This is a genomic window from Breznakia sp. PFB1-19 (assembly GCF_029893935.1).
Lineage (GTDB): Bacteria > Bacillota_I > Bacilli_A > Erysipelotrichales > Erysipelotrichaceae > Breznakia > Breznakia blatticola.
In genome coordinates this window covers 1-20580 of record NZ_JARXXJ010000022.1, presented here as the reverse complement: position 1 = coordinate 20580, position 20580 = coordinate 1, and the positions used below count along the sequence as shown (strand labels likewise).

General features: G+C 33.5%; 19 protein-coding genes and 1 other RNA gene. 1 reads left to right on the top strand and 19 read right to left on the bottom strand.

From position 1 onward, the window contains the following. Positions 1-21 precede the first annotated feature (21 nt). A complete protein-coding gene (locus M2098_RS09510) occupies positions 22-1320 on the bottom strand; it encodes a sigma-70 family RNA polymerase sigma factor (protein WP_280683916.1) in 1299 nt (432 codons plus the stop codon). A 499-nt stretch (positions 1321-1819) separates the two neighbouring features. Between M2098_RS09510 and M2098_RS09505 the strand changes: the two genes are divergently transcribed. Further along, positions 1820-4906, top strand: a complete 3087-nt coding sequence (locus tag M2098_RS09505; RefSeq protein ID WP_280683918.1) for a hypothetical protein — start codon at positions 1820-1822, stop codon at positions 4904-4906. A gap of 62 nt (positions 4907-4968) precedes the next feature. Here M2098_RS09505 and M2098_RS09500 read toward each other — a convergent pair whose 3' ends face one another. The 18 genes from M2098_RS09500 to M2098_RS09415 all read right to left on the bottom strand — a co-directional run bounded on the left by M2098_RS09500 (position 4969) and on the right by M2098_RS09415 (position 20474). Then, the gene (locus M2098_RS09500; protein ID WP_280683920.1) at positions 4969-5826 is read right to left on the bottom strand and encodes a GNAT family N-acetyltransferase; all 858 of its coding nucleotides are present in this window, start codon (positions 5824-5826) and stop codon (positions 4969-4971) included. 3 nt (positions 5827-5829) lie between these two features. Further along, entirely contained in the window at positions 5830-6705 is an 876-nt protein-coding gene (locus M2098_RS09495) for a DegV family protein (RefSeq protein ID WP_280683922.1), read from the bottom strand. A gap of 271 nt (positions 6706-6976) precedes the next feature. Further along, a complete protein-coding gene (gene mutY / locus M2098_RS09490; protein ID WP_280683924.1) occupies positions 6977-8107 on the bottom strand; it encodes an A/G-specific adenine glycosylase in 1131 nt (376 codons plus the stop codon). A 219-nt stretch (positions 8108-8326) separates the two neighbouring features. Beyond that, entirely contained in the window at positions 8327-8776 is a 450-nt protein-coding gene (locus tag M2098_RS09485; RefSeq protein WP_134171262.1) for a hypothetical protein, read from the bottom strand. Then, positions 8773-9894, bottom strand: a complete 1122-nt coding sequence (locus M2098_RS09480) for a CDP-glycerol glycerophosphotransferase family protein (RefSeq protein WP_134171264.1) — start codon at positions 9892-9894, stop codon at positions 8773-8775. The genes M2098_RS09485 and M2098_RS09480 overlap by 4 nt, the downstream gene beginning before the upstream one ends. 35 nt (positions 9895-9929) lie before the next feature. Further along, positions 9930-11162, bottom strand: coding sequence for a CDP-glycerol glycerophosphotransferase family protein (locus M2098_RS09475; RefSeq protein WP_280683928.1), 1233 nt, complete (start codon positions 11160-11162; stop codon positions 9930-9932). Further along, complete coding sequence (tagD, locus tag M2098_RS09470; RefSeq protein WP_134171266.1) at positions 11143-11565, bottom strand: glycerol-3-phosphate cytidylyltransferase; 423 nt, start codon at positions 11563-11565, stop codon at positions 11143-11145. The genes M2098_RS09475 and tagD overlap by 20 nt, the downstream gene beginning before the upstream one ends. Next, positions 11562-12338, bottom strand: a complete 777-nt coding sequence (locus M2098_RS09465) for an ABC transporter ATP-binding protein (RefSeq protein WP_280683930.1) — start codon at positions 12336-12338, stop codon at positions 11562-11564. The genes tagD and M2098_RS09465 overlap by 4 nt, the downstream gene beginning before the upstream one ends. A gap of 10 nt (positions 12339-12348) precedes the next feature. Continuing rightward, positions 12349-13188 (bottom strand): ABC transporter permease, encoded by an 840-nt coding sequence (locus M2098_RS09460; RefSeq protein WP_280683931.1) that lies wholly within the window; start codon positions 13186-13188, stop codon positions 12349-12351. 152 nt (positions 13189-13340) lie between these two features. Beyond that, complete coding sequence (locus M2098_RS09455) at positions 13341-13949, bottom strand: VanZ family protein (protein WP_280683932.1); 609 nt, start codon at positions 13947-13949, stop codon at positions 13341-13343. Between the two features lie 97 nt (positions 13950-14046). Further along, positions 14047-14346: a thioredoxin family protein gene (locus tag M2098_RS09450; RefSeq protein WP_280683934.1), complete on the bottom strand. Its 300-nt coding sequence runs from the start codon at positions 14344-14346 to the stop codon at positions 14047-14049. Positions 14347-14355: 9 nt separating this feature from the next. Then, a complete protein-coding gene (locus M2098_RS09445) occupies positions 14356-15348 on the bottom strand; it encodes a permease (RefSeq protein WP_280683936.1) in 993 nt (330 codons plus the stop codon). A gap of 88 nt (positions 15349-15436) precedes the next feature. Next, entirely contained in the window at positions 15437-15727 is a 291-nt protein-coding gene (locus M2098_RS09440; protein WP_280683938.1) for a metalloregulator ArsR/SmtB family transcription factor, read from the bottom strand. Between the two features lie 122 nt (positions 15728-15849). After that, a complete protein-coding gene (locus M2098_RS09435) occupies positions 15850-16992 on the bottom strand; it encodes a PD-(D/E)XK nuclease family protein (protein WP_280683940.1) in 1143 nt (380 codons plus the stop codon). Positions 16993-17509: 517 nt separating this feature from the next. After that, positions 17510-18205 carry an NYN domain-containing protein gene (locus M2098_RS09430; RefSeq protein ID WP_280683942.1) on the bottom strand — a complete coding sequence of 232 codons (696 nt, stop codon included), beginning with the start codon at positions 18203-18205 and terminating at the stop codon, positions 17510-17512. A gap of 270 nt (positions 18206-18475) precedes the next feature. Further along, positions 18476-18856: a transfer-messenger RNA gene (gene ssrA, locus M2098_RS09425) on the bottom strand. Positions 18857-18876: 20 nt separating this feature from the next. Next, positions 18877-19323: an SsrA-binding protein SmpB gene (gene smpB / locus M2098_RS09420; protein ID WP_134170225.1), complete on the bottom strand. Its 447-nt coding sequence runs from the start codon at positions 19321-19323 to the stop codon at positions 18877-18879. Positions 19324-19331: 8 nt separating this feature from the next. Continuing rightward, positions 19332-20474 carry a CapA family protein gene (locus M2098_RS09415; protein ID WP_280683945.1) on the bottom strand — a complete coding sequence of 381 codons (1143 nt, stop codon included), beginning with the start codon at positions 20472-20474 and terminating at the stop codon, positions 19332-19334. Positions 20475-20580 lie beyond the last annotated feature (106 nt).

The following is a 20580-nucleotide window of genomic DNA, read 5'->3' as shown; positions in this document are numbered from 1 at the left end:
CTCCTTAACTTCTATCCTTTACTATCCAATTTCTATTTCTAATCTATTTCCGGCATAATCGTAAACATAAAACAAATCATGTACATCCAGTGGGCTGTAGATTTGTATAATGTTTGCTTCTATATCGTATGTGTAGTCATTAGACAATACTCCATTTCGATATAGTTCAATTGTTGCGTAATTGATTTGTGATGCGTTATCACCTAAATATAATGTGTATAAAAACTCTTCATTTGTATGGTATCCTGTAGGACTTTCTACATCGATATTTGAAACCGTAATTTCAAATGCATCGATAACCTTTCCATCTTTTTCCAATTGAATGGTATATGTACCATTTTGAGCAACCTGTGTAGTTTGCACACCGTCAATAAGTAGTCGATCATAATTTGTATTACTTGTATCAACTTCTATTTCTACTACTTGATTGGTCCATTCTTGATTAAAATGAACACCCGTTATTTTTGACATTTCTGCAATAGCTGGTTGCTGAATCACTGGCGGAGCAAGAACTCCTCCACCAACTGGCTCACTTGGTCGTGAATGAATATATGCAGCACCTGTAAAGCAAACCGCTGCTGCAGTAGCAACTACAACTTTTGTTTTAAATGCCATACCAAATAGCGTTCCTCCACCAAGGATTTTTTGTAGAATATCAGAATTCACACTAGCTCCTTCTGAACACAGCTCACTCAATAATCGATATGCTTGCTCCAACACACCTGGCGAAAGCAACAATACACTGTAACTTTTTGGTGATATCCCCTGTTTTTGCAAATCAACTCGTAATGTTTTTTTAATTTTGTTCAATCTTGAACTTACAGTGCCTCTAGGAATATTTAAGATTTTTGAAATTTCCTCTAACGGAAGTTCTTCATAATATCGTAAAATTCCGACACTCTTTAGTGGTATACTCATCGAGTTTAGTGAATCCATGATGGCATTCATCACTTGCTTGTTTTCAATAATCGTTGAAATATCATCTTGTTTTACATCCTCGAAATTATCCACTGCGTATCCATCCTCTAACGTAGTATATTTTTTCTCCTTCCGTGCATAGTTTAAGCACTCATTGTAAACGATTCGTTGAATCCAAGCGTGAAAGTACTTGGGATCGTTTAAATTTCTCAACTTCTTGTACACTTTGATAAAAACCTCTTGTAAGACATCACTAGCCACCTGCTCATCTCTAAAGAAATGTGTTGCGATAAAATATACCTTATTGTAGTATGCTCTATAAATTTCGGAGAATGCATCCGTATCTCCTGAGACTGCTTTTTCTATGATGTCAATTGACACTAAGTTATAAACTTCCTCCACTATATCCCCCTTTCAGAAACATGTAGTTTTATCACACAAAATTACGCTTTATTTATAACGGGATTAAGTTAACCCAAACATAAGACATGTAAAAAACAAAAAAGTCTCACTTTATTTCATTTTTTTTAAGTTTTTTCTCTGGAACGTAAAAAAAGCAAACGAATCATCATTTGCTTGTATTTGATCTTACTCATGTTTAAAAAACACATAAAATATGCACTACAAAAAGTAGCCCATTATTGACCTCACACAGCATTTCTATTTCCTTGATTTACACACTTAATAAACACACTTTAACAAAACTATACACGAAAGTAAAAACATATACCCAAAATGTTGCTTGTAAATACGAAAAAGTGTGTAGACATTGATATGTTATCCTACTTCTAAGTGAGTATGTATCATTGCATTTCGTTCAGTTTTTTTAGAAAATGAGACTTTTTTAGTTTCTGCTTGTCTTAATAAGTAGTACTAGGTTTAGTATTTAGAGGAGGTAGAAATGAGAAAAAGGAAGTTTATTTTCAAACACAAAGTCCATAAACTAGCAATTATGTTACTTACTATTGCAGTTTTACTTGTCCAAAGTGTTCCAATTCTTGCTTCAGAGCATGAAGATGGAATCTCGACATACAAAGCAACAGGATCTACATATGGACTAAAGATGTTTGGTTTTGATTATGGTCATGATCACATTACCAATAATCCAGATGATGCGGAAATTCGTTGGCTAGCTGAACACCGTGATGTCATTATTGGATTGTACAATGAGGGTATGCCAGAAAATGTATATGATCGATTTACAGCAATCAACCCTGATATTCAGTTTTATGCATATTTTGCATATAACTCAGTTGCTTTTTCAACTGAAAAATATATGGAAGATTGGTGTATTGCAAGAGGAATCGATGTTGAAGAACTTTATTATCACTTCGATGAAGATACATGGATTACAACTCGTTCATACGACAGCAATACGGGTAGTTTTAGAAAAGCATTAATTCCAGGATATGGACCTAACGGTTCTGCCAAGACACTTAAGGAAGCACGTGTTCCTTCTGCATGGAATAAACCAGATGCAGCTAGAAAAATGTATAACATTAATCCAACATCACAAGTATTCCGTGATGCATCACAAGCATTTATGGAAATGCAAATTACAGTAAGTAAAGAAAATGGTAAATATCTTGATGGATTTATCTTAGATACATTTGATGGAACTATAAGTAGAGAATTTGATATTCGTCTAGAAGAAACCATTGAATTGAAAAATCTAGGAATTACAAATGCAGATGATGCTGTAGCGCAAGTGAGTCAAGATATCTTAGATATGCGTTATGAACACGAAAGTAACTTGACTGCTATTGCAGGAAAAGAAATTCGTTTAGCACCAAATGGAGCTGACTTAGGATATATTCTAAATAGTTATAAAGGGATCTATGTTGATGCTTTAGGTAGTCAAAACTACGATGAAATGATCGTTGAATACTTAACATCATCAGGAAACATCAACAAAGAACGTTTGAATGATATGAAGAAGGTTTACGATAGTATGGAAAAAGGAAATACATGGTTTATGAACTCACAAACCAACGTACTTCCAACACAACGTCCTGCAAACCTTAACAACCCAGTTGAAGATGATTCTGAGTGGCACGGATTTATGCAACACATTATTGCAGTTCAATACATTATGAATCACGATAATGCATACTTTGCAGTAAATCAAGGTTCTGCATCACGCTATGGGGTAAACATCAACAACACATTTAGTACGACACACTGGTATGCAAACTATGATTATCCAATCGGTAATCCAGTAGTTCGTAGTTCGAAAGACTATTGGGGAGAAGAAAATACAGATCGTTTCTTCTTGTATCAAAGTCATGCTGACCCAGAAAACCCAACACTTGCTGTTAACAACTATGAAGTCATTGGACGTGAATATGACAATGCACTTGTATTGGCGAATTTCTGTCAACGCACAAAAGGTGGAATTGCAAACGTAGGAGCAAACCGTGTAAGTATTCCACTTGATGGAAACTATCGTCGTCTACTTGCAGATAACACACTAGGACCAGTCATCAATGAAGTACGTCTTGGTACAGGTGAAGGTGCAATTCTTATTAAAGAAGACAAGGTAGATGTAGCGGACTATTCTAAAGTTGATGAAGCAATCAAGAAAGTTCCTAGTGATTTAAGCAACTATACGGATGAAAGTGTTCAAGACTTACAAGATGCATTAGATGCAGTTGTTCGTGGGAAAAACAAAAGCGAACAAACTGTTGTAGATGGATATGCAACTGCAATTGAAGATGCAATTCAAAATCTTGTTTCAAAGAAAGCAGATTACACAAAAGTGGACACAGCAATTGCCAGCGTTCCAAGTGATTTAACACTCTACACAGATGCATCACGTCAAGTTCTACAAGATGCATTAGATGCTGTCATTCGCGATAAAGATAAAAGCGAACAACTCATCGTAGATGGATATGCAACCGCAATTGAAGATGCAATTCAAAACCTTGTTTATAAGGATGCAGACTACACAAGAGTTGACACCGCAATAACAAGTATACCTACAGACTTAAGTATTTATACAGATGAAAGCGTACAAGACTTACAAGATGCATTAGATGCTGTTGTTCGTGGGAAAGATATTACCGAACAAACAACTGTAAATGGGTATGCAAAAGCAATTGAGGATGCAGTTGCAGCACTAACAGTAAAACCTGCTCCACCAATTCAATATGCTGATTATACGAAAGTGGATGAAGCAATCGCAAAAATTCCAGCAGATACATCAGTATACACAGATGAGAGTGTTGCAAACTTACAACAAGCAAAAGATGCAGTCATTCGCAATAAAGAAGTTCACGAGCAAAGTATTGTTGATGGATATGCTACAGCAATCGAAGATGCAATTACGCAACTTGTCTATAAACCTGCTGACTACACAAAAGTAAATACAGCAATCGATAATATTCCAGCAGATGTAACTCTTTACACACCTGAAAGTGTCCAAGTTCTTACAGATGCACTTGCAGCAGTAAACTACAACAAGAATATTACAGAGCAAACACTTGTGGATCAATATGCTAAAACGATTGAAGATGCAACAGCACAACTTACATATCGTGCAGCAGATTACTCAAAAGTCGATCAAGCAATCGCAAGAATCCCTGATGATTTAACAATCTATACGTTAGAAAGTTTAGAAGTGTTAAAACAAGCACTAATGGATCTTGAATTTGGTAAAAACATTACCGAACAAGCAACAGTAGATGGGTATGCTACAACATTAAACAAAGCCATTGATGGTTTGGTACGTAAGCAAACTGGAGGTTCAAATCCTGGCAATTCATCAAACCAACCAGGAAATTCTTCTAACCAAGGAAATTCGAATGCAAATAACACAACGCCAAACAAAGATGTATCATCTAATGCAGATAATGCAAATACAAAACAACCTAGCAAAGCACCTAACACTGCAGATAGTACAAATACAAACCTACTATCTCTAGCTTGGTTAACTAGTTTTGGTGTAATTCTTATTTCGTTACGACGTAAATTTAAAACACAAAAATAAACAATTATAGTATCTATGATAAAAGCACGAGGAACTCCCCGTGCTTTTTGTGTTTATTGATATTAGAAATCCAATGCAAATTGACCATTTGCATCTTTGTAGATGCGATGAATAGACTGTACGTTTGCTAATGGAAGAGGCATGTAAAGATGAGGAAACACCTCACCTTCAAGTCCTTCCATTTTTAATGATTTTCGTATTTCATCATTAACTATTACTTCAAATATTAACATTTCTTCATACTTGTTATAACATGCTTGTGCAACACGTATCAGTTGATCTTTCAAAGAAAAATGAATAAAGCCATCTTGTGCATAATCTTCAGGCGTATAGAATTCTTGATCCTTACAACTTTCATACACGGCTTTTGGTAACATATGATAGATACGTGAAGGCCAATTTTCTCTTGTTAGTTCCATATATACAGGAACATGTTGCATATTTTCAACATCTTCAAAAGCTTTTACACGTTCTGGCATTTCATTTCTTTGAAATCCAAGTCTCTCATACAAGACAATTGCTTTTTGATTATCTGGATGCGGATCCACCCATACAAGACTACTACCTGCTTGAAAGGCTTGATTGATTGCATAAGTAATTGCTTCGAATGCAATTCCTTTTCCTCTTGCTGATGGTACTAGTTTAATATCTAATGCAGCAAGTGTTGAATCTTTCATCATAAAAAATGCAGCTTCACCACAGTATCCAAGTTCTTTATCATAAATCGAATAATGATTTTGTCTGTTATCCTGACATTGCTTACTTTGCATATACCAATTATGTATGCTTTCTTCACTAATTTGCAATCCGTTAGGAAAACCTACATATTTCATGACTTCCCCATTATTCCAAAGATTTTGGATGTTTTGTAAATCATTCTCATTGGTCTTTTGAATAATGATGCCTGTTGTGTTTGTCATATATTAACTCCTTGTACTTGAAAAAAAGAATAGGGCGATTGTTCCTGGACCAGCATGTGAACCAATTACAGGTCCAATATCAGAAATTAAGATTTCTTTAACTCCCATTTCTTCACGAATTTTGTTTGCTACATACGTTGCATCTTCTAAAGCATCTGCATGTGAAATCATAATTAATTGATCTTTTGGATTGATTGCCGTTTGTGCCATCTTCTCCACAAGCTTATTCAGTGATTTCTTTCTTCCTCGTGCTTTTGCGACATTCAAAAGATGTCCTTCATCATCAACATGTAAAATTGGTTTAATACTTAATGCACTTCCAACAATTGCCGTTGCATCGGATACTCTTCCCCCACGAGCAAGGTGATGTAAGTCATCCACAGCTACCCAATGGGCTATATGTAAGCGATTTTCTTCAATCCATGTTGCATTTTCTTCAATTGTCATTCCTTTTTCACGATTTAAGCAAGCATAATAAACAAGCAACCCTTCACCAGCACTTGCAGCTAAACTATCAATAAAGTAGATTTTACGTTCAGGGAATTTTTCTTTTAATTCCTGTAAAGCGATCTGTGAACTTTGATATGTATTACTCAAGCCACTAGAAAAGACGATGTATAAAATATCATGTCCTGCTTCTAGTAACGGTGTGAAATACTCAATATATGCATATGGTGTAATTTGCGAAGTCGATCCTGTTGAACCTGCACGCAATTTATTATAAAAATCCAATTCATGAAATACTTTAAAATCTGCGTCTTGTTGATACTCTTGATCATCTAGCATAAACATCATCGGTATCATCTTTACATCGTAACGCTCAATAACATCCATGTGTAAATCAGCAGTTACGTCACTAACAATTAAATAATTTCCCATATTTCTCTCCTTTTTTAGTTATTATAGACCTTCTATAATAAACTAACAACTCATATCCTATACGTCATTTTTTGTAATATCTATACACAACATTCTTTTGTTATATATGTAATATATTCTATCACATTTTTTCACAAGGTTCTTCGAAAATTAAAACAATGGTATTGTATATATTAGAGCATGCAAGAAATAATGTCTTGCAAGTATGTTATCCCTATTACATACATTTAAATCCCCTTATAAACACAATATGAAAAAGAGACTTCCCCCCCTATGAAGTCTCTTTTTCTATTTCCTGGATAAACTTCTTCATGGCTCCTGCCATTGGTAGCTTTTCTTGAATCATTTGCCATGATACAAAGTGATCATCAATTTGCTTTACGTCGATTACATATGCTTGCATATTCCATTCTACATGAGAGTACACATGTGTATGAGAAGTAAACTTCTTTATTTTGACAATGCCATACATGGGATCAATCAACTGTTCAATTTCCTTCTTTTTTAACACGTGCTCGATATTCATAAACTCATACATGTGTTCCATGAGTATTCCCTTTGTACGTTTATGTACGTAATACATATGATCTTTACGTAAAATTAAAATGGTGTGATTTTGCTTACGACGTTCCTTAAGTTTGCTTTTTACTGGTAAACTATTTTGTAAGCCTTGTTTGTATGCGCTACATGAAGATGCAATTGGACAAATATTACATCTAGGGGTTCCATTACCAATACAAACTTGTGAGCCTAGTTCCATCATTGCCTGATTATAATCACCTGGATTGTTTGGATCTACTTCTTGTTGGAGTTCTTCAAAGACAAAGCGTTTTGTTTTTTCTTTTGCAATATCAAAATCACAAACATGCACGCGTGCATATACACGTAGTACGTTTCCATCAACTGCTGGAACTGCTTGGTCAAAAGCAATAGAAGCAATGGCTGCAGCTGTATACATACCAACACCAGGTAGGGTTAGTAATTCTTTGTAGGTATTTGGTAACCGTCCATTATATGTATCCATGCAAACTTTTGCAGCTTCTTTTAAAAACCGTGCACGTCGATAATAACCAAGACCTTCCCACAATTTATACAACGTTTCATCATCTACCATCGCTAAAGCTTCTAGTGTTGGTAATTTTGTGATAAACCTTTCAAAATATGGAATCACTGCTTCTACTCGTGTTTGTTGAAGCATAATCTCACTAATCCATATTTTATATGCATCTTTGGTAATCCGCCAAGGAAGTAAGCGCTTTATATCCCATACCAAGCCAATAATTGGGAATTTCTTTCTATGTGTGAATTCATCAATAATATCTCCTATTTTATACATATCATGCGATAAATAAAGGATTTTTGCAACATATATTTTACTATATGATAAAGAATGTAAATACATATGCATATCCCATTTTTTTCCATAATTTTGCGATATTTACAATATATAACTATCGTATTATCTATGAGTAAGGCGAGAGCCTTGCATGTATGTTATCCCTATTACATACATTTCTATCCCTTTATAAACACACACAGAAAAGAGCCACTCGAAAGAGTGGTTCTTTTCTATCTTCCTTACAAAAAAAGAAAAGCCCACCATGTGAGCTTAGTATATATGTTATGGGACAATTGGATCACAGTAGAAATTTTGATCAACTAAACGTTGACGCAATGCCTCTACATCTTTTACATCATCCTCTGTCAATGTAACATCAAATAAATGGAATGGATCATTTACATAATCATATCCATCAAGTTCCACAGTAATGATATGTTCTACCATTGCGCGATCAAGAACAATCTCAGAAGTAATTCCTGGATTTCGTAAGATTTTCTTTTCATATGCTTGGATTTCTTCTTTCTTTTGTTCAACCTTTGCTTCAAAGTCACCTTCAAAAATATATTGTCTAGAAATACGGACTTGAATAATATTTGAACCACGATATTTCACTTCATAGTTATTGGTCTTGTATGAACAGATCATCTTTTCACCTTCAATAAGGGCACAACTACTTGTAAATATGAGAAGGGCAATTACACATACGATACTACATAAACGTTTCATCATAGCTTACCTCCCATAATTTGATCAATTAATGCAACAACACGTTTGATTGATTTCCCATCTTGATACGCAAAGAATTTATCTCGAAATGCTTTTCGTTTTTCCTGATATTCATCTTCTGCTTGAATTGCATCTACTACAGCTTGTTCGCTTGTACATATCGCTCCTGGCATCTCTTGCTCATAATTTACAAAGAAACCAGGACTTTTTGCATACTCTTCAATATCTGGCACATAGAATACCATCTTTTTATCAAAGACTGAAAAATCAAAGATAATTGCTGAATAATCAGATATTAAAACATCCGTAACTGAAAATAGTTTTTTGATACTCATTCCGTTGCAACAAATAACATGATGATGCGTATCAATTGTTTTATCTGCAAGTAATGGATGCATCTTATATAAGATGACATACTCTTCACCAAGTTGTTCAATAATCTTATCTAAATTCACTTGACCATCGCGAAAACCTTGCATGAGACGTCCACGGAACGTCGGCGCATAAAGTACTACCTTTTTTCCTTTCAACTCTGGATATTGCTTATACATCGCGTTGCGATCTTTTTCAATTTTACGTTTATGAAACAAGCGATCTGTTTTTGGAATACCTGTCACCATGACTTGTTCTTCCTTTACATGAAATGCTTGTGCATATGGTTTTACAAAATACTCACAGTTACTAATGACATAATCATAGTTATTGATTTTGTAATCTCTATCTACCATATTCCCAAATTGTTTAATTGCTCCAGTAGCATGCCAAAGTTGTAATACTTTGACTTCCTTACGTTTAAACTTACTAACAACATAGTTATTGTAATCAAGTAAAACAAGTGCACTTGAGTTAATCACAAACAACTGCTTAATACACGTAAAGAAATATTGAATATTCCCCCATAGTGTTTTCTCAAATTTTGTGAGTAGATATGTTAAGTGATATTTATCCAACTCTGTCTCATTTTCTTTTTCTAAGGCACGAGAAATCAAGCGAAAATCACCAGCAAGACTATCATGTTCCAAAGAAACAAAGGTAATCTTTTTTGGATCAACTTTTACAAAAACTAAAAAAAGGCGAAAAAAACTCAAAATAACATCAAGTATGATTTTCTTAAGTTTCATGTTATCACCTTCACTTTCTAATTTGTATGAATCGCTTATTCAAATACAATATCCACAACACGATCACTTGCATGACCATCTTGAAGATTGTTGAATTCTTTATTAAAGCTTTCTAAACGAGAGTAATCATAGTTTCCTGCTTTTATTTTTGCAAGTAGTTCATCTTCATCCTGAATAATATCCCCAGGTAATGTTTTGTGAATATCAAAGTAGAATCCACGTAACTCTTCTGCGTATTCCTGTAAATCAAACATATAGAAATACATTGGACGCTTTAAGTTTGCATAATCGAAGAATACACTTGAATAGTCAGTCACAAGTACATCTGCAATTACATATAACTCATTAATGTCACGACCTGCGCGCACATTACGTAAGAATTCACGTAATTCTTCATCTTTCTTATATTTATTAATAATCAAGTAATGTGGTTTATACAATAAGACATATTCTTCACCTAACACTTCTTTCCACTTATGGAAATCCGCTTGTAGTTCAAATGTATATCCACGCTCAGTATATGAATTATCACGCCATGTTGGTGCATAGAGCAATACTTTTTTTCCTTCTGGAATGTTGTACTTTTCTTTTAATGCTTGTACTTCTTCCGCACTTACATTTGTTAAATAGTCATTTCTAGGATATCCTGTTTCAATTAAACGTTCACGATTGATGCGAAATGCACTTTGAAATACTTTCGTACTAAATGCATTTGGACTAATCATGTAGTTATATTTACTTACATCATTATCGTATGTCGAAGCCATTTGATCAAAGTTCATACCACTACGGTAGTATGTAATCTCTTTATCCTTTGGTCGAACAATATCATGCGCTAAACGCTTTAATGGAGTTCCATGCCATGTTTGTAAATAGATTTGATTATCTTTCTTAATAATATGTTTTGGCATCTTACAATTAATAATCCAATATTTTGCTTTTGACATATAATAGAAATATTTCAACCCATTATAACGAACAATTTTCGCATTTGGAATTTTTGTAATCTTAAACTTTTTCACCGCCCAAACAAATGTATAATTTTTGTATTTTGGATGATTCATTAAGTATTGATGAATTGCTTTTGGATTATCTGAATATCCTCTTCCGTGAAAGGAAATAAAGATCACTGTTTTATCATCAACCTTAATTTTTTGGTACATATTTCGATATACAACTTTAGAAATACGTGTAATGATACGTCTTACAAAACGCATCACTTTTCGCAATCGTTTTCTAGTTTTCTTCTTAAACTTCTTTAGACTCATCGGTGTTTTCTGCTCCTTGTTTTAGTTGTGCTTTAATTTGCGTAGTCGAAATCCCTTCTGTACGCGGTAAATAGACAACTTCACAATATGGTTTTAAATGGTCAAATTTACCTTCCCAGTCTTCCCCGATGACAAACACATCAATATCATATTTTTGAACATCTTCCACTTTCTGTTCCCAAGAATCTTCAAAAATAACTTCATCTACATATTTAATCGCTTCTACTATAGCAGCACGATCTGTATCTTTTACCTGACACTTTTTACCTTTTTCCACCCAGTTAAAACGGTCACTTGATACTGCGACAATTAAATAATCCCCTAATTCTTTAGCACGACGCAAGAGATTTAAATGTCCCACATGAAACAAATCAAAGGTCCCATACGTAATTACTTTTTTCATTTGCTTGTCCTTTCTGCCATAATTTTAGCTTTAAACTTCTTTTGTTGGTCTTTACTTAATGCTTTATATTCTTCTACATAAACTTCATATGCATCAGCAACTTCATTAATCTTACCTTGCATTCGTAATTCTCCACCTTCAATCCAGATTCCTTCTTCGCAAAATTGGCGAACTTGGCTAATTGAATGCGAAATAAAGAAAATTGTTTTTCCTGAATCGCGTAGTTCAAACATCTTTTCCATGCATTTCGCAGCAAAGGCTTTATCACCTACAGATAAAGCTTCATCAACGATTAGTATTTCTGGATCAAGTGCAATCGATATTGAAAATCCTAAACGCGATTTCATTCCACTTGAATATTTTTTTACTGGTTGGTAAATAAAGTCTCCAAGTTCTGCAAAAGCGATTACGTCTTCAATAATTGCATCGATGTGCTTTTTCCCTAAACCTAAAAGCGCACCTTTCATTTTAATATTCTCAATACCTGTTAGTTGGTCATTCATTCCTGCTTTGATTGCAATTAATGCTTGCTCACCAACAATGGTAACTTTTCCACTTGTTGGATAGGAAATTTCTGCAAGGATATTGGATAGTGTACTTTTTCCACTACCGTTGGTCCCTAAAATTCCAACAATACTTCCCTTTGTAACTGTAAAGTTAATATCTCGTAAGGCATAGAATTTCTTCTTATTACCAAACCATCTTTTTTTCTTGTCTTGTAGCGTATAGATTTTATCTACATGCTCAAAAGCAACAACAACTTCTTTTGCCATATTTCACCTCTTAAAGCATATCGATAAACTTATGTTTAAATTTGTACATTAGGATACTTCCAACGACATACAAACCAACAACTACACACCAAAAGTATAGCGTTTGTGCTGGATGCATGGTCACTGGATCTTGATAAAACAAAGATCCACGGTATCCTTCAATAATATAATATAGTGGGTTTAATTTAATAAATGGTTCAAGTGAACGAACTAGCGAACTTGAGCTTGCAAGTACATCTGTAATTGGCCATAAAATTGGTGATAAATACATCAACATACGCATACATGCAGAGATTAGTTTTTTCACATCACGTGTAAACATGTTTAAAACACTAGTAACCATACCTAGTGAAATACATAAACATACAGCACAAAACATGTAATACAATACTTGTAGCCATAACATGTTTGGTTCATGTCCACGTAAAAGTAATAATACCAATACAACACCAATCATCACAATGTGGTTAAATAACTCTTTAAACACAACGGTTGCAGGTAATATGCTAATTGGAAATTTCATCTTTGTGATGATGTTTCGTTTTGCATAAATTGCATTACACCCTTTTGTAATACATGGGCTCACAAAAAACCATACCGCAATTCCGACAACCATCCAAGGCAAGTAACTGATACCAACACCTGTTGGTGAAGTTGCTGGACTTCCTTTTCGCATGATCAATCCAAAAGCAATCCAATATGTAAATATTTGAATTAGTGGATTAAATACACTCCAAAGAACACCAAGGCGTGATTCTCGATAATCGGCCAATGTCTCATATTTAGAAATCGAAAGTATTCGATTAAAATTTGTTAGATTTTCTTTTAAGACAAACCAGACACTTTTCATAGTCATACCATCCTATATCCTTCTCATTTTATACTATTTACGCATGTTTTACAATATTTCACGTATTTCTCGAACGACAATGCACACTTCACGATTTTTCGATATTTTCCAATAATAAAAAGTCCGCTTGTATAAACGAACTTATCTTCTCTTTATTGTTGTTTTGTCTTTATTCTTGATCGTTTACATATCATACCTTCGACCAAATGATATGGTTTTATGCATAACATACCAAGTCCAATACCAATTGCATATAAGCTAATATCACTTAAATCAAATGAACCACGACTTAACACATATTGTAACACTTCCATCAAGATACCAAAGCTTAGACATGAAAGATATAACATCCATTTCCTTTTGACAATTGGTTGTAAGACTAATGGTGCAGGAACAAACAACAAAATATTTAATACTACCAATTGTACCAAGTATTGATAACCAGACTGCAAGTCATCAATAAATGCAAATGGATTAAAGCCATTACTAATCAGTCCTTCAACATAGATTTGTCTACGTGCCAAAAGTAGTACAGCTACAATCAAGAAGTAGCCCAAACAAACCATTCGTTTCTCAAAAGCATTCCAACCGATACAAACATACGAAATAAATGCATATACAAATACACACATACTACCAACGATAATTGCATATTGCATCCAATTTGGATTATTAAATCGCATCAGTTCCTGAATAATTGGATAACATAGAAGTATTCCTACTGCACAGGCAATGCCAAATAGATGTATTTTATTATTCAAAAAATCTCTCATCGTACGTCCTCTATGCATATATACTACCATATCCATTTTTATTTACGTGAACATACAATGATTTTCTTGTGTTATTTTTTGTTGGTTATTTTGAAAGCAACTGCTTTAACTCATCTACTGAAGCAACTTTTCCAGAGATAATTACCTTTCCTTTATAGACAAGTGCAGGTGTCGACATAACTCCATAACTTGCAATTTCTACCATATCAGTTACCTTCTCAATATCTGTAGATAGATCTAATTGTTGCAAAGCTTGTTTTACATTTGTTGCAAGTTCATTACATTTCGCACATCCAGAACCTAAGACTTTCACTTCTGCTCCTTTTACACTTTCCATTTGTCCATCGATACCTGATGGCTTTACATTCTTTTTAAATAGTTTCATACGCTCCTCCTAAAATATATATTGAAACACATTGAATAAATAACCAATAATCATAATTGAAATACCAACAATAGCGATAAATGTTGCTAATAATTGTGGTTTTACTGCACGTTTAAGCATAATCATTGATGGCAAAGATAATGCAGTAACTGCCATCATAAAAGATAAAACCGTTCCTAATCCAACACCTTTTGCATATAATGCTTCAGCAATTGGAATCGTTCCAAAGATATCTGCATACATTGGAATTCCGACAATGGTTGCTAGAATTACTGAAAATGGATTGTCTTTGCCAAGAATGGACTGGATAAAAGATTCAGGTAATACGTTATGTATCAAAGCACCAATACCAACCCCAACCAAGACATATGGAAACACTTTTTTAAAGGTTGATACAACTTGTTCTTTGGCAAAATCAATCCGCTCTTTATAGCCTACGTTCACATCATCGATTGTTACATTTGGTGCATCCTTAATAAAGGATTCAACATATTTCTCCATTCCTAGCTTTTCGATCAACAGTCCTCCTAATACTGCAATAATAAGTCCAGCAAGCACATAGACAACTGCAATCTTCCAACCAAAGATTGACATCAACAACACCAAAGAACCTAAGTCCACCATCGGTGAAGAAATCAAAAATGAAAAGGTAACGCCTACTGGTAAACCAGCACTTGTAAATCCCATAAAAATAGGAATCGATGAACAACTACAAAATGGTGTAATCGTACCCAATAAGGCACTTAATATATTTGCCCATATCCCACGAAATCTTGATAGTATCTTTTTTGTCCGTTCTGGTGGAAAATAACTTTGAATGTATGATATTCCAAATATCAATACAGATAACAGCCATAGTATCTTAATCACATCATAGATAAAGAAATGTATACTTGCTCCCAGCGTTTCATGAATATTGATACCAACTAATTCAAGTATTGATCCAACCAGTCGGTTTAACCATTGCATTCCTAATATTTCATTTTGTATAAAATCCCACATATTCTCTCCTTATATCGATTATTATCGATATGTAGATTATACACATCATATCGATATACGTCAATATGTATTTCAAAAGAAAAGAAGCTTACGCTTCCTTACAACATGTACCATCAAACAATTCCAGTAAATCATTACGTGTTTTTGCACATACATCCTTACTAATTGTATAATTTATCCATTTCCCTTTTTTTGTTGCTGTTACCAAACCTACATCTGTTAAGATCTTCATATGATGTGATAGTGTAGACTGTACAATATTCAAGTCTTGTAGTAAATCACAAGCACATCGTTCACCTTGTGTTTTTAGTATCGAAAAAATTTTGATTCTGTTTTCATCACTCAATGCTTTCATGATGCTAGTTAATTCATTACTCATATGGTTACCTCATGTGATTATTACAATTAACTCGATAAATTATATCAAGTATTATTTAACAAACATTCTAATATAAATATAGTTCTTAAATTCAGCCAATACCCTTACTGCTTTTTTAAAAATTACTGTAAACTAAATTTATCATACTCTTTATTGATTCTTTTTATAAATCTTTCTGCTATTATCATAGCATGTTTATAGCAATCTTTGAAATTTTCTATTTCAGTGTATGGAAAGAATCCTAGTGATGTTGTTTTTCCTAATCGAAAATCTTTTCTCAAGAAAACCAAATCAACATTCTTCTCACCTTTGTATTTGTCTACCTCTTCTTGTAAGATGACCCTCAATTCTTTAACTTTTTCGTTTGCACCCATCTCTTTTAATTCTGAGACTGATTTAAAAAACGAAACTCTTATATTTAACATTAAAACAGTATCATATCCTTTATAGTTTTTTCCATGATCTAGATTAAAGTATATATTCTCGAGATAGTTGTTAGCTACTTTTATTATTAATAATTTATTCACAAGTGTTTGTAATTCTGTTGTGCTCCAACTACATATGTACTGTCCTCCACTTGGTCTATGTGTCCATTTCCAAATTATCCAATCTATATTTTCTAGTTTATTAGCAACTAAGTATTGATAATAACCCGCATAAGTTAGATCACTCCATTGCGAAATCGGCTTATTGAATTTATATTTATCCTCAATAGAAAGTAGAAAATTATAATATGATTGTAATATAATGTTTCCTTGAACTATCACTTTATTCTCATCATTACCAAAGAACTCGATTAGTCTTTTTCTATTAACGATATTAATATACTTTTTCTCATCACTTTGATCCCAACACTCTTCATATATTTTATAATATACACAACAAATACTAGTTTCATCTGTTTGAAAATTCTCATTTGCAAGAACTAAATCTTTATATTTTTTAATTTGCTCATTATGCTCGCTAGTTAATAATTTATCTTCGATTAAAATAAACTTAGAATCTCCATAGTTTGCTAAGACATCAATTCTTTTCCATTGACGCTCAACAGACTTTAGCTTTAAATTAGAAACATCAATAATTTTATTCCCATAGCTGTCTTTTGTTAATAGTTCATCTACAAATCTTTTTGAAAGTTCTGACATTTTCACATCATCTTGTGAAGTATTTTCGTAAGAATACGATACTAACCATGCAATAAATGCATCATGGCTTAACTCGCTTGTTGCATATTCGAAAATGTTATTTTTATTACAAATACTCATCTCTAATCACCTCAATAAATTAATTTTATCATTTGTAATTAATGAATTGCAAAGTATTTCTTTTTTAAAAAATGACATTTTTATACTGTATATTCTATTTTCACAAAATCTCCAATAAAAAAAATACCCACCCTCACTAGGCGCAAGTTCTAATCATATTTAGAACTCAACCATTTACTGCATGCAAAAACTGTGTTTTTACTGTAGATAGTGGAGATGTGTAGGAAGGATATTAACTGTTTTACAACATTATGTTAGTTCATTATATTCTTTGTTTGTCTCTATTCTTCTTTGATTGATTATGTTCGTTTTGCTTTAAAGTTTGATGTTTTAGAGAAAGTATAACAAAAATCAATTATTCAATAAAATTTTGAGATGCAAAAGTAAACAACAAAATCATTCCATCGGTTAAACTCTTCTTCTATCATGCATTCATCCATAAATTCCCTCTCATAGAGAGAAAACGAGAAGAATATTACACTTCAAGACTACAAAAAACGCCTATCATGATGTTGAACTATTTTCTAATTTTGAATTTTTTATCACAGCATCTAAGACCATCAATATGTTCGAACAAGTCAGGCTTAACTTTTGCTCCCAAAGGATCTAATACAAAATCTATCCCCTCTCGTCTTGCTAACTTAGCCGCTGAAACAAAGTCACTATCTCCTGAGATCAAAACAATTTGTGTTACTTGTTTTTTATAAGAAAGAGAAGCTATATCCAGACCAATTCTCATATCTACCCCTTTTTGCTTCACTTCTAAAACAAAGTCATCTTCACAAATGCTATCTGTATTTACTCCACTTTCCGTAAATATTTTTTTCATTGCATCTTTTTTTAAAACAAATTTAGCTTGTGCATCTGACAATTTACCAAATCGTAAAGCTACTTTTCTTTTTTGTTTTAATTCATTATGAAAAGCGTTAGCCCATGCGAAGTCCTTAGTTTTTTTAAAATCTACATTTTTGCGTGTGAGCGGGTGCATCAACACTTTTTCCATAGGGGGACAATCATAATAAAAAATTCTATACAAATCATGTTGTACATGATTTTCTTTCAAATGTCTATTGCAATAATTAATTAACTCCTTCGCCCTTTCTTCGGGATTCACATCCCCAAAAGCGTCAAATGCTCTTCTGCGATAAAATCCGCCATCAACTAATATCGCAATCTTTCCATCACTTCGATTCGTGCGGTCTCCGTTCTTCATAGTATTCTCCTCTTTTTGTTACTAAATGATAAAACCATGGTTTTGACTATTCCCTTATGGTGGGAGTCTACTTCCATGGCTTTGATATAAATATTGTAGTAAAAAGCTAGTACATTGTCAACTAAAACAATATTTTTTTATTTGAGTTGTTAGACTTTCGATTCCGTCCATAAATTCATTTTATGCTTTTTCAATTTTTATCTTCGAGTACATACTTTGACTTAAGAATAAAAATATAAAAAGCCCATTTAATGAGCCTTAATATTCATATGGTGGAGCTGAGGAGAGTCGAACTCCTGTCCAAAAATAGCCTCGTGTACAAACGTCTACAGTTTAGTTTGTTTATATAAGAGTTAGATTGAAAACAAACAATCGAGTCTAACAATTTGGTTTATTCAATTTCAAGGATGTAGCTAAACCAAATACATCCCCTATCTTCCTAGTTATACGAGTTTAGCAAGTGGAAAGATACACTCACCAACAAGGCTGCAAACCAGTTGTTAGGTTAAATTAAGCAGCGAAAGCTACGCTTTGGTTAGCACCAAAGAAGCTTGATAATTTGTTTTTTCCAGTTAAATTGGATTGATGGTTACGCCATCAGCCGACTGCAGTTCATACTAGACATATCCCTGTCGAAACCATGACAGCCCCATGTCGTAGATAGTATAACACTATCTATATTTCTTTGCCAACTTTTGCATCATACGACTTGCATCACGATCTTTTTCCGTTTGACGCTTATCATATAAATGTTTTCCTTTCGCTAAAGCAATTTCAAGTTTTGCTTTACCATGGTGAATATATAACCGTAGTGGCACAACGGTATATCCTTGTAGTTTTACCTTTTGTTGGAGTTTCTTAATCTCATGCTTATGCAATAAGAGTTTTCTTTCTCTAGTCTCATCATGATTGAAACGATTTCCATATTCATATGGAGGAATGTGCATATTCTTAATATACGCTTCACCATCAATAAATGTGATGAAGCTTTCTTTTAATTGCACAGATCCTTTGCGGATACTTTTAATCTCTGTTCCATGCAAAACAAGGCCAGCTTCAAACGTGTCCTCAATGAAATATTCATGTTTTGCTTTACGATTGACAGTGATTACTTGCATATTTCCTCCTAGTAAACTACTTCTATTTTATCATTCATGACTTGATTAAGTAAATCAATAAAATACTGACGTTTCATATCCAACCCTTTTTGCGTTAAAGTATGAACACTTGCCATCTCATCCGTATAATCTTTTAATGTATAGACTTTATAGTTATGAAACGCATTCGTGATTTGTGTAATCGTTGGAATGAATTTCACATCTTTGAATGTCACTTCTTTTGTTTTTGTGTCATAACTCATTGTAAAACTTGCTAGACCACCTAACATATTGTCATTTCCATCTTGTGCAGATAGAAAGTTTCCTAATGAATAATAGGTGAGTGTTGTATTCCCGTTTTTACCAGTTAGAATATCTCCAGTTTGAATGACATGTGGATGTCCACCAATAATAACATCAGCACCTGCATCACTTAAAAACTGTGCAAGTTCTTTTTGTTCGTCATTTGGTTCAAAGTGGTATTCTTCACCCCAGTGCATACTTACCATTTGAATATCACTATTTGCATTTGCTTCTTTCATATCTTTAGCGATAATCTCTTTATCGATAAGATTGATTAGATATGATTTTCCTTCTGGTAATTCAAAGCCATTCAGTCCATATGTATAACTTAGAAACGCGACTTTCACACCTTTGATTTCACGGTATCGAATTCGTGATTCATTCGCATCTACTTGCATTCCTGTTTGCATAAGGTCCAATTGCTTTAAATAGTTGTATTGATTGATGACACCTTGTTCACCACGATCATAACTATGATTACTTGCTGTATTGATCCAGTTAAATCCAGCACCTTTTACATCATCTAAGATTTCGTATGGACCATTGAATTGTGGATAATGACTTAATCCAAGCTCATCACCAGCTGCAAGCGTTTCTTGGTTGATGTAAGAAATATCCTTTTGGATATATGGAAGCATTGGTTCATACATCTCATCAAAGCCATAACTACCATCTGCTTTTTTTGCATAATAGTATACTGCTTCATGGATTAGATTATCACCAACTGCAGATACACTAATATCCACCACTTTACCTTCTTCTACTGGTTTGTTGGTATCTTTTGATGTATCATCTTTCTTTGTCTCTGATGGATTTGAACCACAAGCAACTAACATACACATGATGACTATGACTACCAATTTTTTCATCTTACATCCCCCTCGTATAATATGTAGTGTAATCAGTTGGCTTTTCCAACTTGATTGTATTGTTCTTCTAATCTAAGATAAGAAGTGTTCTGGAAATAAGGTTGCC